Below are 13,508 nucleotides of genomic sequence, written 5' to 3'. Positions count from 1 at the left end.
GGCCACCATAGACCCGACCGTTGGCATTGGTGTCATAGGCATAGCTGCGCCAGTTGTGCTGGCCCGCCGGTTCCAGGGTCAGCAATTCGGTGAGATCACGCTGGTCCCAGCGGCGCTCGCTGTTCATTTGCTTAGGGCCGCTAGAGCGCTGTGGGTCGATGACTTTTTCACGGGCAGGAGCACCGCGCTGAAGTCCAGCGGCACTTGTGTCATGTCCTGTAATGCCTGTGGCGTGATGTCACCGATCAACTCGAGCACTTTTACGCCGTTGGCGGTGATATCCATCGTTGCCAGGTCGGTGTAAACACGGCTCACGCAACCCAGCCCGGTCAATGGATAGGTGCATGCTGGCAGTAACTTGCTGCGACCGTCTTTGCCCAGGTGTTCCATCATGACGAAGACCCGCTTGGCGCCGATGGCCAGGTCCATTGCGCCACCCACTGCCGGAATCGCATCCGGTGCGCCGGTGTGCCAGTTGGCCAGATCGCCGGTGGCCGACACTTGGAATGCGCCCAATACGCAGACATCCAGATGCCCACCGCGCATCATCCCGAAGGAGTCGGCATGGTGGAAAAAAGCACCGCCAGGGGCGAGCTCGATGGGTTCTTTACCCGCGTTGATCATGTCCCAGTCTTCTTCGCCAGGCGCGGCAGCCTGCCAGCGTCCCAGTACGCCATTTTCACTGTGCAGAAAGAAGTCTTTATCCAACGGTAGATGGTTTGCTACCAAGGTCGGCAAGCCAATTCCAAGGTTGACGTAAGAGCCTTCGGTGATGTCTCGGGCGACTCGCTGCGCCATGGCAATGCGTACATTCTTGTCCATACCAATCATCCCGCTTGTTTTAGAAGTGTCGCTGGTTCATCGGTCGGGTCGCGGCGCAGCACCAGGTGCTTAACGAAGATCCCCGGCGTTACGATGGTCTCGGGGTCCAATTCGCCCAGTTCACAGAAGCGCTCGATGGAGGCAATTGTGTTTTTTGCCGCCATGGCCATGACCGGGCCGAAGTTACGTGCTGTCTTGCGATACACCAGGTTGCCCCAACGATCACCTGCCTCGGCTTTGATCAAGGCGTAATCGACGTGGATCGGATACTCAAGAACATAATCACGGCCCTTTATAGTGCGGGTTTCCTTGCCTTCGGCCAGCAACGTGCCAAAGCCGGTGGGCGTATAAAACGCGCCAATACCGCAGCCAGCGGCGCGCAAGCGCTCGGCCAGGTTGCCTTGGGGTACTATTTCCAGTTCGATTTTTCCAGCGCGATACAGGGTTTCGAAAACGTGGGAACCGGTCATGCGTGGATAGGAACAGAGAATCCTGCGAACACGCCCAGCCTTGAGCAATGCAGCAAGGCCGGTATCTCCCTGGCCCGCGTTATTGCTGACGAGCGTAAGGTTGCGAGCGCCCTGGTGGATCAGCGCCTCAATCAAGTCGTCGGGCATACCCGCACCGCCGAAACCGCCCACGGCGATGGTGGCCCCATCGGGAATATCAGCCAGAGCCGCCTGTACGCTGTTGGAAAGCTTGTCGATCATGGATAGGTCCTTGTTTTGAGATCTTCCACCGTTATCGTCCAACGTCGGGATAAAGGCGGGATCCAGGCAGTCGAGGCGTCGGGTGCGTGGCCTGGACGCTTCGATTTCCTGGTTTGATCAGCTTGCCCAAGGCGGCCAGCAGTCACAATTTCGGTCTTCGGAAGGCTTGATTAACCAGTGATTAACAGCCGTTCGACGAGGGCTTTAAACGCCTGCAACGCCGACCGTCATTCCGCCGCAGACGTACAGCACTTGACCGGTCACAAAGCCACTTCGGGCGTCTAGAAAAAACGCGGCAGCCTGGGCGATATCGTCCGGCATGCCTAAGCGCTTGACTGGAATCGAATCGATGATGGCCTGCGTGCGAGGGCTGTCGGGTGGATTGGCGCGCTCGAACAATTCAGTGCGAATGGGGCCAGGACCAATAGCGTTGGCCGTGATACCAAAGCGGCCCAGCTCCAGCGACCAGACCCGGGTCATACCCAATAATCCGGCCTTGGTCGCGGCATAGGCGCTGCGTAGCTCTTTGCCTAAGGCTGCGCGAGAAGACATGTTGAGGATGCGCCCGAAGCCAGCCTGTTTCATGCCGGGCAATAGGGCCTGCATGCACTGCAGCGAGCAGCGCAGGTTGAGCGCCCATACCTGCTCCAGCTCCTCAAGGCTTTGCTCTTGCGCGCTGTTGGGGCAGACCATGCCGACGTTGTTGACCAGCCGGGTGATAGGGCCGCCAGCAAGCGCTTCTTCTAGCGCGTGGGCGGTAGCTTTCACATTACTAAGGTCAGCAATAAGGCCTTCTCCGATGCGGTCGATAATCACCGGTTCGAAGCCGTCTTTAATGCAACGCTCAACAATCGCTGCGCCAATACCTGAGGCGCCCCCGGTAATCAGTACTCGTTCTCTGGACATAAGTGTGCTCCTTAAGTGGCTCTAGACTGTTGCGACAGGATTCAACGGTGCACCCACGGCGCCCGGCAGGCGCAAGGGTGGGGCGGTCAGCAGAAAACGATTGCGCTGGTGGGCGCGTAACCAGTTGGCCAGAGGCGTGAGGTGCCACAGTTCGCCAAGGTGAACCCCCAGCTTGAACAGGCAGTGGTGATGCAGCGGCATGACAGAGCAACAGCCATCACCCTGCCCGTTAGGAAAGATTTCCACCGAGTAATTGTCGGCAGCGATAGCGACCAATCCGCTGTCAGTGATCCATTGCAGCAGACGCTGGTCATTACCGTCGAGCACCGCTCCGAGCGAGTCCAGGACCTGGGTGTCCGGTTGTTTGTTCATCCCGAGCACCGCGTCGGCGTAACCGGTGTGCAGGCAGACAATATCGCCAGGTTCGACCTTTACCTGATCAGCATCGAGCACGTACATCAATTCGTCATAGCCAATATGGGTACGAGCATCGCCGTAATGATGGTGCAGGTCGATCATCACACCACGGCCTTGCACGCAGGTTTCGGCCATGCGTTCGATGCCCAGGGCATGGGCGCATGAGGTGCTGTGCGGGGCGATTTCGCCTTCAAAGCCACAATCGGCGATATCGCTGGGGCCGACGATATCAATGCCCGCCGCGTAGCCATTGTAATAAAGCGGCTCAGCCACGCCGTCGCCGTTGGCGTCGAACAGGGCGCCAACGTGAGAGAGGGCGTCCCACTGGGTGGAGTATTGCAAATGCAGAATGGCCAGATCGTCGCTCAGCACGTCGGGTCGGCCAGCCTGGATACGGTCGTACTGATAATTCATGTTGACCCCGCCTTTACGCAGCAGGGGACGCAGAATCGGAGGCCGGCGATTGACGTTCATGGCGTTGCCGCCCGGGTAGTCCAGCGGCAGGCTCAAACAGAAAGCCAGACCTTCGCGGACCTCGGCGATGCCCTGCAGAACCTTGTCGGCGGTGAGCAGGTTGAGTCGGCCCTTCTGATCGTCGGGGCCAAAATCCCCCCAGTTCGAGCCTTCGGGACGATGTTTCCAGCGTTGATGGGTCATGCGGCCTTCCTTTTTATTATGAATCGTAGGCTGCCGTCAGCCGTCCAAAGGCTTTGAGCCTCCGTCTCTCAGGCTCGCGTAGCGCGAGCAATTCTGTGTTCTATCGCGCGGCATCAAGCGCCGTTCACGCCGCCGGGGCTGCGCTGTCCGAGGCGTGGCACCAGTCGATCAAGCTGTTGGCGAAGTCTCGGGCGAACGACGAAAGCCCGTCAAAATCCTGTGCGCACAGCTGGAAGGTGCGGACCGCCCAAGGATCGAGCAGGGCGCACGAGCCAATGTTTTGCTGGCCTTTGAGCCGGGTAAAACCGGCCTGGGGTACGATGGCGATTCCGGCACCGGCTTCGACCATCCGGAAAATCGCATCGGAGCTCGCCACCTGTACGCGAATCGTCAACGGCGTGTGCAGCGCGGCGGCGGCCCGACTGAGGAATACATGGATCGCGCTGCCTTCGAGTAACGAGACGAAGGCGTATTGCAGGGCTTCTTTGAAAAACACCTCGTTGTTGGCCAATATCGGATGTCCGAGCGGGGCAATAACCATCAGGCGGCTGGACACCAGCGGCACGCTTTGCAGCCCGTCGGTGACGACACTGCCAGACACGATCCCGAGGTCGGCACCGCCATCGCGAATACTGCGCACAATGTCGTCGCTGAGGCGCTCGCGCATGTCGATGTGCACGTCCGGGTGGGTCTTCAAGTACTCGCCCACGACCGGTGGCAAGTATTCGGTGATGGCTGTGGTATTGGCCAGCAATCGCAACTGGCCCTTAAGGCCAATGGCATATTCCTGGAGATCGCCTGTGAGCAATGCCAACTGCGCGAGGATCACTCGCGCATGTTGCAAATAGGTCTTGCCGGCATTGGTCAGGGTCACGCCCTGAGGTGAGCGTTCCAGCAGGCGCATGCCCAGGTTGTCTTCAAGGTTTTTGATGCGATTGCTGGTCGCGGGCACCGAGAGAAACGAACGCTCGGCGCCTCGAGTCAGGCTGCTGGTTTCCGCAATGTTGATGAACAGGCGGAAATCGGTGATATCAAAATGGGTCGCCATTATTGTTTTACTTCTTGGTCAGAGATGACCCAAGGTAATGGCAGTCGCCACCCCCTGTCCATGCGCGAACGGCAGCGTCTAGCACAAGGGTTTACCACTGCGCCGGCTCAAAGCGAAAGCCATCGCCCTGGCGCCGGATATAACCGCAGTGTGGCTCGCCAAAGTGCACCGGCATGATTAGCGCTTCCCGATCAGCGGCACGGTTAAGGAACTCCATTCGCGTATTGCGAGCCGTATCTTCCCAGATGCAATAACCGGAATTCACGTCTGGACGCACGATCTGAATAGGGCTGTGCAAAATGTCGCCACAGAACAGACCTTCCTCACCGCGAGAGCGTACGCGGAATGCCACTTGCCCAGGGCTGTGTCCTGGCGCAGGTTCGACCACCAGGCAATCGGCGATTTCCTGCGGCGGCTCAATCATTACCCCAAGCCCTTCGTCGATGATCGGCATCACGCTGTCAAAGAACGAATCGCCAAACACGTCGATGACGCCAGGTTCCTTATTCTTGCCTTCCTTGCAGAACACGAAGTCTTCCTTGGGAATGTAGTAACGAGCGTTGGGGAAGGTCGGGACCCAGCGTCCGTCTTGCCATGTGGTGTTCCAGCCGACGTGATCGGCGTGCAGATGCGTCAATACGACATGGGTCACTTTTTCCGGAGCCGCTCCAGCGGCGATCATCCATTCACGCACCAGGGTATTAAGCATGTTCATCCGGGGGATGCCCGCACGCGGCTTGAAATTTCCGACACCTGTGTCAACGACGATGATGTTGTTGCCGGCGTGGACCACCCAGAATTGGATTGTCACGATCAATTTATTCATGTGCGGCACCCAGTGATTAGGTGCCATCAGTTGTTGGTGCTCGTCGAGCACGCTGCGGTCGATAGAGGGGAACAGGAAGGCGGGATCGTGGGTCGGCCCTGCGTATTCCAGGATACGGGTGACTTTGATATCGCCGATCATGCGTGACTGCATCATGGTGTTTTTCCTCTTTTCTCTTATAGGATTCAGCTAGGCGGCGTGCCCGCTGGCGGCGACCCGGTGTTCAGGGTTGGCCATGAAAGCGAGATAAATTTCGGCCCCTGCACGGTCCTCAAGGATGTATTGCTCAAGCAGGGCGCTGACCCAGAGCGGGCTCTGTACGGGCATAAAATGCCCCGAGGCCACTTGCAGCGCTTCGATATGGTTGGCAAATCCCGCGAGCCGATTGATTTCCTCGATCGGGCGCAAACCATCATATTCACCTGCGATCAGCAGTGTGCGGAGTGGCAAGCGCAGCAGGTCATCCTCAAGCTCCATGCGCGCAAGCATGGCGAAGATAGCGGCGAAACTTTGTGGGTCCGCGCTTAGCCAGCGCAGGCTGAAACGCTCGAATGCTGCCGCGTCAGTCCGTAACGGCGCGGGCCAGGTCTTGTCCAGCAGCGCCGGGATCAGTGCTTTCAAGCCTTCGTGGCGAATCGTGTTGGCGCGCTCCAGGGTGGCCTCGCGGGCTGTGGGCGCCACTCCACAGGCAGGCGCCAATCCGATCAGGTGGCTGACTCTCTCGGGATAAAGGGCCGCGAAACGAATGGCAATGGCTGCGCCCACCGCAACACCGGCCAATGCCAGGGGACCCTTGATCTGCAGCGTGTCCAGCAATGCAGCGAGATCGTGGATGTGTGCATCGAGGTCGATTTCGCCGACAATTTTTTCCGAAAGCCCTGAGCCGCGTACGTCATAGCGCAATAGCTGGAACTTCCCTTGGAGGAGGGTGCAGACCTGGTCCCAGCTCTCCAGGGCGCCGCCCATTTCATGAATCAATACCAGCACAGGCCCGGTCGTGGGGCCCAGTTCATAGCGCAGCACATGGTCGTTTACCTTCACCCAATTCATGTCGCTGCCTCGCTCAAACGCGCTCGAAGATCGCGGCCATACCTTGGCCGCCGCCGATGCACATGGTTTCCAGACCATAACGCACACCGCGTCGGCGCATTTCATGGAGCAGGGTGGTCATGATGCGCAGGCCGGTAGCGCCAATCGGATGCCCCAAAGAAATACCCGAACCGTTGACATTGACCCGTTCGATATCCTGAATGTCCCAGGCGCGCAAGACCGCCAGCGCCTGTGCGGCAAATGCTTCGTTGACCTCGATCAGGCCCATGTCGGCCAGGCTCAGACCTGTGCGTTGAAGCAGTTTGGCGACGGCAGGGACCGGACCGATACCCATGCGTGCCGGGTCGCAGCCCGCCGAGGACCAGTCCACCAGCCGGGCGATCGGTTGCAGGTTATGACGTGCTGCGTATTCGCGGGACACCACCAGGCAACCGGCAGCGGCATCATTTTGCTGGCTGGAGTTGCCTGCCGTGCAAACCCCGTCGGGCAACAGTGTGCGCAGGCTTGCCATGCTTTCTACACTGGCGTCGGCGCGGATGCCTTCGTCCATGCTCACGCGTTCGCTTGCGCCACGTTTGCGCGGTACGTCAAGAGCAATGACCTCATCGGCAAAACGCCCTTCGCGCCACGCCGTTGCGGCATTCAAGTGGCTGCGCACGGCGAATCGGTCAGCTTCTTCACGAGAAATATTGTAATCGCGGGCCAGGTTTTCAGCGGTCTCCGGCATGCCCGAGATGCGACCAAAACGCGCCTCGGGTTGTGAGCGCTCACGGCCTCGTTCCAGGCGGTCGTGCATTTTCACGCTGCCAGCCCGCGCGCCCCAGCGCATGTCGTTGCTGTAGTACTCGATGTTGCTCATGCTTTCGACGCCGATGACCATGACAGCTTCGGCGTGGCCTATCTGGATGCGCATCGCGGCATCGGCGATGGCCTGCAGGCCCGAACCGCAGCGTCGGTCAAGCGTGTAACCCGGCACCTCGATGGGCAGGTCGGCCAGCAGTGCAGCATAACGGCCCATGCAGGGCGCTTCACTGTTGGCGTAAGACTGGGAAACAATGACTTCATCCAGCGAGTCAGGAGCGATGTTCAGGCGACTCACCAGGGTACGAATCACGGTAGCCGCTAGCTGGTCAGCAGTCAGCGAGGCGAGGGCGCCGCCAAATTTGCCGATGGGCGTTCTAAGGGGCGACACGATCAAAGCGTCTTTCATCACGCTAGTACCTTTTATTATGGGCGTGTGCGACAGGTTCAAACCAGCATGGCGGTGGTTGGGCTGACACACAATTTCGTTTAGCAAAAGGCTGCGTTTCGTACTGCTTAACCACAGCCCTTTGCGGGTGTGTGTTTTCCTCTGCGCAAGTGCCGCTTAAGCAAATCCCAATACCCAATCTGTAACGGGCTGCCCATGCTGGCTTTGCCCTGGGCGTCCGACGCCGTGGCGACCTAATAAAAACAATTATCGGAAACCACCCCTATGCAAAAGCTTCCCCTGGCGCACGCGTGCGCACTTACCTGCATTGCGCCAATCCTGGCCCTTCCTTGTATCGCCCACGCTGACTTTCTCGGCGACAGCAGCACCACGCTCAGCCTGCGCAATTTCTACTTCAACCGTGATTTTCGCCAAGACAATGCGCCTCAGTCCAAGCGCGAGGAATGGGCGCAGGGCTTCATGTTCAATGCCAAATCAGGCTACACCGAAGGTCCGATTGGCTTTGGCCTGGACCTGTACGCCGCGCTAGGGGTAAAGCTGGACTCATCAGACGCTCGCGCGGGCACTGGTTTGTTGCCTAACGCCTTCGGTAACGCTGGGCCCGACGAGTACAGCGATCTGTCGGGGGTGTTCAAGGCAAAAGTGTCGAAAACCGAACTCAAGGTCGGTGGTTTGATGCCGAAGTCTCCCGTAGTGTTGTCCAGCGATGCGCGGCTGTTGCCACCGTTTTTTAATGGTTTCGCCCTGACGTCCAACGACGTGGACAATCTGATGATTGATGTCGGGCAGTTTCGCAGCGTCAACTATCGCAACTCCAGCGGTAACCATGATGACCTGAGGACGGGCAACTATTCGGCCAGCAGTGATCGTTTCGATTACGCCGGTGCGGCCTATACGTTCGGTCCTCAGCTGACGGCCTCTTTTTGGCGGGCGGAACTGGAGAATGTCTACCAGCAGAACTACTACGGCCTGCTGGCCACTCAAACACTTGGCAGCTGGACGCTGGGTGGCAACCTGGGTTACTTCGATTCCTCCGAGGCGGGAGCCCAGCGGGCAGGAAAGATCGACAGCGGACTGACTTCGGTGCTGTTATCAGCCAACCTGGGAGGGCATACCTGGCGGGTCGGCTACCAGGATAACCGTGGTCGTTCACCGCTTCCCTTCTTGCAGGATGCCGACCCTAACGTCGCAAACGTGGTGCAAATCCTCGACTTCACCCGCGCTCAGGAGAGCTCATGGCAAGCTCGCTACGATGTGAACATGGCCGCATTTGGTGTGCCGGGCCTGACCTTTCTTGCGCGCTATTTGCGAGGTGATGGTTTTGAGGTGGCGGGCAGCAACGCCCAAGAATGGGAGCGCGATCTGGACGTGAGCTACGTCATCCAGAGTGGACCGCTGAAAAACGTCGGAATGCGCTGGCGCAACGCTATGGTGCGCTCCGATGCGCTAGGAGACCTCGACGAAAACCGGCTGATCCTGTCGTATACCTATGCGTTCAAATAACTGAATTAACCGCGCTCCATTTAAGCCGTTAAAGGACCACCCGTACCGGGTGCTTCTTTAACGGTACAGCCCCGTTGCCCGCCCGTCAGTCGATTAGACATGACCCGCGCCATGGGCAGGATATGAGCCAGGCAGTTCGCCTGGCTGTTACAGGCAGGGCCAGAAGTCAGAACTTAATTGTGAATGCTATTTACTATTCGGAACCATCAGTGCTATTTCGCCGGAAACAATGCTCGGCTGATAAACGCTGATGCACTGCTTAGGGCTTGGCCCATGGCTTCCAACTGTGCTCGGTCGTACTGCGCACTGATGCCAATGCCAGAAATCACGAAACGAGGTTGGTCGTGGTGGTCGGTGACGGCGCTGGCGACCAGGCTGACGCCCCGATACAGGTTGCCTTCATCAATGGCCCAGCCGGTCTGTAAGGTCAGACGGGCTTCGTGCAGGTAGCTGTCAAAGCTCGGAGGATTTTCCCAGTGTAGACGTGCAAAACGTCGGCGCAGCTCGTCTTCGGGCAGATTGCGCAGGGCTGCAATGCAGCGCCCGCTGGCACCCAGCAGCTCAGGCAGGCGGGTGTTAATGCTGACATCAACGTGCGCGACGGCCGGGATTGCGCGGGCTATGGCACGAATATGGTTGTCACCTGTTACTTCCCAAAGTATCGCCATGATGCGGTGATTGAGGCTTAGCCGTTCCAGTTCCGGCTGGATCAGGTCTGCATAGCTGTGGCCTATGAAACTCACTGCCAGCTCGGAAAGGCCTAGTCCCAAGCGATAGGTTTTGCCGCTGTCATTGAAGGAGACCCACTGTTCATGGGTCAGTGTGCGCAAGATGTTGAAGGCGCTGCTGGGGCTGACGCCGGTTGCCCTGGCGATAGCTGCTACGCCTTCGGGCTCAGTGCATTGCGCGAGGTGACGGAGGATCTGGATGGCGTTGACAACCGCGCCGACTTCTTTGGGGGCGGGGGTGCTCACAATCGTGGTGGTGCTTTCTTTTTCTATTTTCATATTCAGTATTCGGATTGACATTCACCATTGTGAATGTATTCTAGATTTTAATTCTCGCCAGTCAACGGCCAGAAATAAGCGTGAACCGCCTCCAAGGTTCGCCCAGGGCCGTAAGGTGCACCTGAATCAATAAAAATAAGCAGGAGGATCCATGAGCCAAACATCCGTCAACGCCCCGACAGGGCCGCAGGCAGAGTATCAGGCGTTCCTCGATGAGGGGCGATTCATGCTGCAATTGAGTCCAAGCACAGGCCGTCACGTGTTTTATCCGCGCGTCCTCGTGCCGGGCAGTGGTGAAACTGATCTGCAATGGGTGCCGGCCAGTGGCTTGGGCACCCTGTATGCAATCACGGTGAACCGTTCCCGCGCCGGGTCCTACAACATCGCCTTGGTTGACCTTGATGAGGGGCCGCGCATGATGTCGCGGATTGTTGACTGCGAAACCGCCCCGATTGGTTGTCGCTTGCAGGCGCATATTGCCGAACTCGATGGGGTCAAGGCAGTGGTGTTTCGGCAGATTGATCAGGTGCAGCCATGAGCGGTTCGCTGCGGGGGCAAACCGCCATAATCGGTATCGGTCAGGCTGGCGTCGGCATTGCTACCGGCTACAGTGCCCTTGAGTTGTTGGGGCAGGCCACGATCAGCGCCTTGAAGGACGCTGGCGTGCAGCTTTCTGAGATTGACGGGCTGTTTGCAGCCAGCAGTTCGCACGCTTTCCCGACTTTATCCGTGGCCGAATACCTGGGCATCCGTCCGACGTTTTTTGACGGCACTAATGTAGGCGGTTCGAGTTTTCAGATGCACCTGCTGCAAGCGTCATTGGCCTTGCAAGCAGGTCTTTGCAATGTCGCGCTGATTTGCTACGGCTCCAATCAGAGCAGCGCGGGCAAGCGATTGGTCTCGATGAGCGAGGCGCAGTGGCACGAGACGCCGTATCAGCCGCGCCACCCGATCTCGGCTTATGCCTTGGCGGCAAGCCGGCACATGCATCAATACGGAACTACTCGCGAAATGCTCGCGGAAGTCGCCGTGTCGGCGCGTCACTGGGCCAACCTCAATCCGCAGGCATGCGCCCGTGGTCCGTTGAGCATCGATCAGGTGATGAGCGCACGAATGCTCAGCGACCCCTTGAGCACCGCCGATTGCTGCCTGGTCACCGACGGTGGCGGGGCCTGCATTATGGTTCGCGCTGAGCGGGCAGGGGACTCGTCGAACAGCCCGGCTTATTTCCTGGGTGCGGCAGGTGCGCAATGGCACCGTTCGATTGTCGCCATGCCCGACCTGACCGTCACAGCTGCCTCTGAAAGTGGCCCCCGAGCGATGAAAATGGCTGGTATTACCCACGCCGACATCGACCTGGTAATGCTGTACGACGCCTTCACCATCAATACCCTCCTGTTTCTCGAAGACCTCGGCTTTTGCCCTAAGGGTGAAGGCGGTCGGTTTGTGCAAAACGGTCGTATCGCTCCTGGCGGTGAACTGGCCGTCAACACCAATGGCGGTGGGCTGTCCTGCATGCATCCAGGCATGTACGGCATGTTTTTGATCATCGAGGCCGTCCAGCAAATCCGCGGCGATGCAGGTGAGCGGCAATTGCCCAAAGTCGATATCGCCTTGCTGCATGGCAACGGAGGGACGTTGTCCAGCCAGGTTACAGCCATTCTCGGCAGCGCCGCGACGCTCTGATCCCTGCGAACAATCAATAAGGTGCACAGCATGCAAGATAAAAATAATCATGCAACGAATGCCGTCCCGTCACGCTTCGAAAGCCTGACGTCTCTGTTGCAGCCACGTTCCGTGGCGGTGGTTGGAGCGTCCTCTGATCCGACACGCATCGGCGGTCGCCCCATCTCGTACATTCTGCGTCAGGCGTTTCAGGGCCTGCTGATGCCGGTCAACCCTAACCGCGAAGAAGTCCAGGGTATTCAGGCCTATGCCAGTATCGAGGCGCTGCCACAGACACCGGACACTGCAATCATCGCCTTGCCGGCGGCGCAAGTGCTGGACACCGTTCGGGCGCTGGGGCAGCGAGGGACGCGCAGTGCGCTGATATTTTCTTCCGGTTTCAGTGAGGTCGGCGGCGACGGGGTTGTTTTGCAGGAGGCCATCGTCGCCGAGGCTCGGCGCTGGAACATGCGACTGCTCGGGCCTAATACTGCTGGGGTGTTCAACTCCAACATTGGCTACTACGGCAGCTTTGCCTCGGGCCTTGAGCGAGGCTTTCCGTTGCCGGGCCGAGTCGGCATCGCTTCCCAGTCGGGGGCTTATGCCGCGCACATGCTGGGGCTGTCGCGTGCTCGTGGGCTGGGCACACCGATCATGGTCGCGACCGGCAATGAAGCGGATATCACCTTGGGCGAGTCTATTGGCTGGCTGGTGGAAAACCCTGAAATTGACGTGGTCATGGCCTATGCCGAATCAGTGCGTGACGTCGATAACTTCATTGCCGCCCTTGAAGCTGCCCACAAGGCACGCAAGCCGATCATTCTGCAGAAAGTCGGGCGTAGCGCCTTGGGCCAACGTGCGGCGTTATCCCATACCGCATCACTGGCGGGCGATGACAAAGTATTCGACGCAGTGCTCCGCGACTACGCCGTGATCCGCGCCGACAGCAGCGCCGAGTTGCTGAACATGGCGTATACCGCGACCCGGCGAATCTACCCGGTCAGCAACAGCCTGGGCATGGTCACCATCAGCGGTGGGGCCGGCATTATCGTCAGTGACGCGGCCGAAGAGCTTGGCCTGCCTATGCCGCCGATGCCCGATGCCGCTCAAGCCGTCTTGAAGGAAAAACTGGCGTTTTGCTCGCCGATCAACCCGGTGGACTTCACAGCGCATGTGCTCAATGACCTGTCGTTGGCCAGCAGCTTCACCGAAAGCCTGATCACTGACGGCGGCTATAAATCGGTGATCGCGTTCTTCAGTCAGGCGGGGACAGTTCCCTCCATTGCTCCGCGGTTATGCGCCGAATTCAAGAAGGTCAAGGACGCCCATCCCGACATCCTGTTCGTGATGTCATTGATTGGGGATGCCGAGCAGGTGGTGCCCTATGAAAAAGAAGGGTTCGTCCTGTTCGAGGATCCGACCCAAGCCGTCACAGCAATACATGCCATGGGGCGGCTGGGCGATGCCTTTGCTCGTCCTTTGCCTACGCGGCCAACGTTGACGCCACTGAGTTTGCCCGCCGGGACCCTGAGCGAAGCAGATTCCAAGGCGCTGCTGGCGGAATTTGGCATCGCCAGCGTACCGGAGCGTGTGTTGAAGAAGGTAGAGGAGGCTGAGCGCTACGCCGAGCAAATCGGTTACCCGGTGGTCATGAAAATTGCCTCGGCGGACATCCTGCATAAATCTG

Annotated in this window: 13 protein-coding genes; 4 read left to right on the top strand and 9 right to left on the bottom strand. The window is 58.8% G+C overall.

Translation table 11 applies throughout. From position 1 onward, the window contains the following. Positions 1-123 precede the first annotated feature (123 nt). The 8 genes from K0F75_RS11030 to K0F75_RS10995 all read right to left on the bottom strand — a co-directional run bounded on the left by K0F75_RS11030 (position 124) and on the right by K0F75_RS10995 (position 7,646). Positions 124-831 (bottom strand): 3-oxoacid CoA-transferase subunit B, encoded by a 708-nt coding sequence (locus tag K0F75_RS11030; RefSeq protein ID WP_374028626.1) that lies wholly within the window; start codon positions 829-831, stop codon positions 124-126. Next, positions 828-1,532 carry a 3-oxoacid CoA-transferase subunit A gene (locus K0F75_RS11025; RefSeq protein WP_219061890.1) on the bottom strand — a complete coding sequence of 235 codons (705 nt, stop codon included), beginning with the start codon at positions 1,530-1,532 and terminating at the stop codon, positions 828-830. Before K0F75_RS11025 ends, K0F75_RS11030 begins: the two co-directional genes overlap by 4 nt. A gap of 204 nt (positions 1,533-1,736) precedes the next feature. Then, entirely contained in the window at positions 1,737-2,438 is a 702-nt protein-coding gene (locus tag K0F75_RS11020) for an SDR family oxidoreductase (RefSeq protein ID WP_219061889.1), read from the bottom strand. A gap of 21 nt (positions 2,439-2,459) precedes the next feature. After that, positions 2,460-3,512 carry a cyclase family protein gene (locus K0F75_RS11015; protein ID WP_219061888.1) on the bottom strand — a complete coding sequence of 351 codons (1,053 nt, stop codon included), beginning with the start codon at positions 3,510-3,512 and terminating at the stop codon, positions 2,460-2,462. A 124-nt stretch (positions 3,513-3,636) separates the two neighbouring features. After that, positions 3,637-4,560, bottom strand: a complete 924-nt coding sequence (locus K0F75_RS11010) for a LysR substrate-binding domain-containing protein (protein ID WP_219061887.1) — start codon at positions 4,558-4,560, stop codon at positions 3,637-3,639. A gap of 91 nt (positions 4,561-4,651) precedes the next feature. Continuing rightward, entirely contained in the window at positions 4,652-5,542 is an 891-nt protein-coding gene (locus K0F75_RS11005) for an MBL fold metallo-hydrolase (RefSeq protein ID WP_219061886.1), read from the bottom strand. A 33-nt stretch (positions 5,543-5,575) separates the two neighbouring features. Then, a complete protein-coding gene (locus tag K0F75_RS11000; protein WP_219061885.1) occupies positions 5,576-6,436 on the bottom strand; it encodes an alpha/beta fold hydrolase in 861 nt (286 codons plus the stop codon). Between the two features lie 13 nt (positions 6,437-6,449). Then, positions 6,450-7,646 carry an acetyl-CoA C-acetyltransferase gene (locus tag K0F75_RS10995; protein ID WP_219061884.1) on the bottom strand — a complete coding sequence of 399 codons (1,197 nt, stop codon included), beginning with the start codon at positions 7,644-7,646 and terminating at the stop codon, positions 6,450-6,452. 264 nt (positions 7,647-7,910) lie between these two features. Here K0F75_RS10995 and K0F75_RS10990 point away from each other — a divergent pair, with 264 nt between their 5' ends. Beyond that, positions 7,911-9,149 carry an OprD family porin gene (locus K0F75_RS10990; RefSeq protein ID WP_219061883.1) on the top strand — a complete coding sequence of 413 codons (1,239 nt, stop codon included), beginning with the start codon at positions 7,911-7,913 and terminating at the stop codon, positions 9,147-9,149. A gap of 212 nt (positions 9,150-9,361) precedes the next feature. On the opposite strand, the gene K0F75_RS10985 is transcribed toward K0F75_RS10990, so the two are convergent. Continuing rightward, positions 9,362-10,150: an IclR family transcriptional regulator gene (locus K0F75_RS10985; RefSeq protein ID WP_219062041.1), complete on the bottom strand. Its 789-nt coding sequence runs from the start codon at positions 10,148-10,150 to the stop codon at positions 9,362-9,364. 157 nt (positions 10,151-10,307) lie between these two features. On the opposite strand from K0F75_RS10985, the gene K0F75_RS10980 reads away from it, so the two are divergent. The 3 genes from K0F75_RS10980 to K0F75_RS10970 form a co-directional block, all read left to right on the top strand. Beyond that, positions 10,308-10,694, top strand: coding sequence for a Zn-ribbon domain-containing OB-fold protein (locus K0F75_RS10980; protein ID WP_219061882.1), 387 nt, complete (start codon positions 10,308-10,310; stop codon positions 10,692-10,694). After that, positions 10,691-11,842 carry a thiolase gene (locus tag K0F75_RS10975; RefSeq protein ID WP_219061881.1) on the top strand — a complete coding sequence of 384 codons (1,152 nt, stop codon included), beginning with the start codon at positions 10,691-10,693 and terminating at the stop codon, positions 11,840-11,842. Before K0F75_RS10980 ends, K0F75_RS10975 begins: the two co-directional genes overlap by 4 nt. Before the next feature lie 30 nt (positions 11,843-11,872). After that, the coding region (locus tag K0F75_RS10970) for an acetate--CoA ligase family protein (protein ID WP_257604316.1) at positions 11,873-13,508 on the top strand (1,636 nt) is incomplete at its 3' end.

Origin of the sequence: Pseudomonas sp. UMAB-08, assembly GCF_900095225.1 — a bacterium.
Classification (GTDB): Bacteria; Pseudomonadota; Gammaproteobacteria; order Pseudomonadales; family Pseudomonadaceae; genus Aquipseudomonas.
The sequence above is the reverse complement of the archived record's forward strand: the minus strand, read 5'-3'. Positions and strand labels throughout refer to the sequence as shown.

Bases quoted from the DNA above. Each gene is read 5' to 3' on its own strand.
- K0F75_RS11030 (WP_374028626.1), bottom strand. From the start codon at position 831: ATGATTGGTATGGACAAGAATGTACGCATTGCCATGGCGCAGCGAGTC.
- K0F75_RS11025 (WP_219061890.1), bottom strand. From the start codon at position 1,532: ATGATCGACAAGCTTTCCAACAGCGTACAGGCGGCTCTGGCTGATATT.
- K0F75_RS11020 (WP_219061889.1), bottom strand. From the start codon at position 2,438: ATGTCCAGAGAACGAGTACTGATTACCGGGGGCGCCTCAGGTATTGGC.
- K0F75_RS11015 (WP_219061888.1), bottom strand. From the start codon at position 3,512: ATGACCCATCAACGCTGGAAACATCGTCCCGAAGGCTCGAACTGGGGG.
- K0F75_RS11010 (WP_219061887.1), bottom strand. From the start codon at position 4,560: ATGGCGACCCATTTTGATATCACCGATTTCCGCCTGTTCATCAACATT.
- K0F75_RS11005 (WP_219061886.1), bottom strand. From the start codon at position 5,542: ATGATGCAGTCACGCATGATCGGCGATATCAAAGTCACCCGTATCCTG.
- K0F75_RS11000 (WP_219061885.1), bottom strand. From the start codon at position 6,436: ATGAATTGGGTGAAGGTAAACGACCATGTGCTGCGCTATGAACTGGGC.
- K0F75_RS10995 (WP_219061884.1), bottom strand. From the start codon at position 7,646: ATGAAAGACGCTTTGATCGTGTCGCCCCTTAGAACGCCCATCGGCAAA.
- K0F75_RS10990 (WP_219061883.1), top strand. From the start codon at position 7,911: ATGCAAAAGCTTCCCCTGGCGCACGCGTGCGCACTTACCTGCATTGCG.
- K0F75_RS10980 (WP_219061882.1), top strand. From the start codon at position 10,308: ATGAGCCAAACATCCGTCAACGCCCCGACAGGGCCGCAGGCAGAGTAT.
- K0F75_RS10975 (WP_219061881.1), top strand. From the start codon at position 10,691: ATGAGCGGTTCGCTGCGGGGGCAAACCGCCATAATCGGTATCGGTCAG.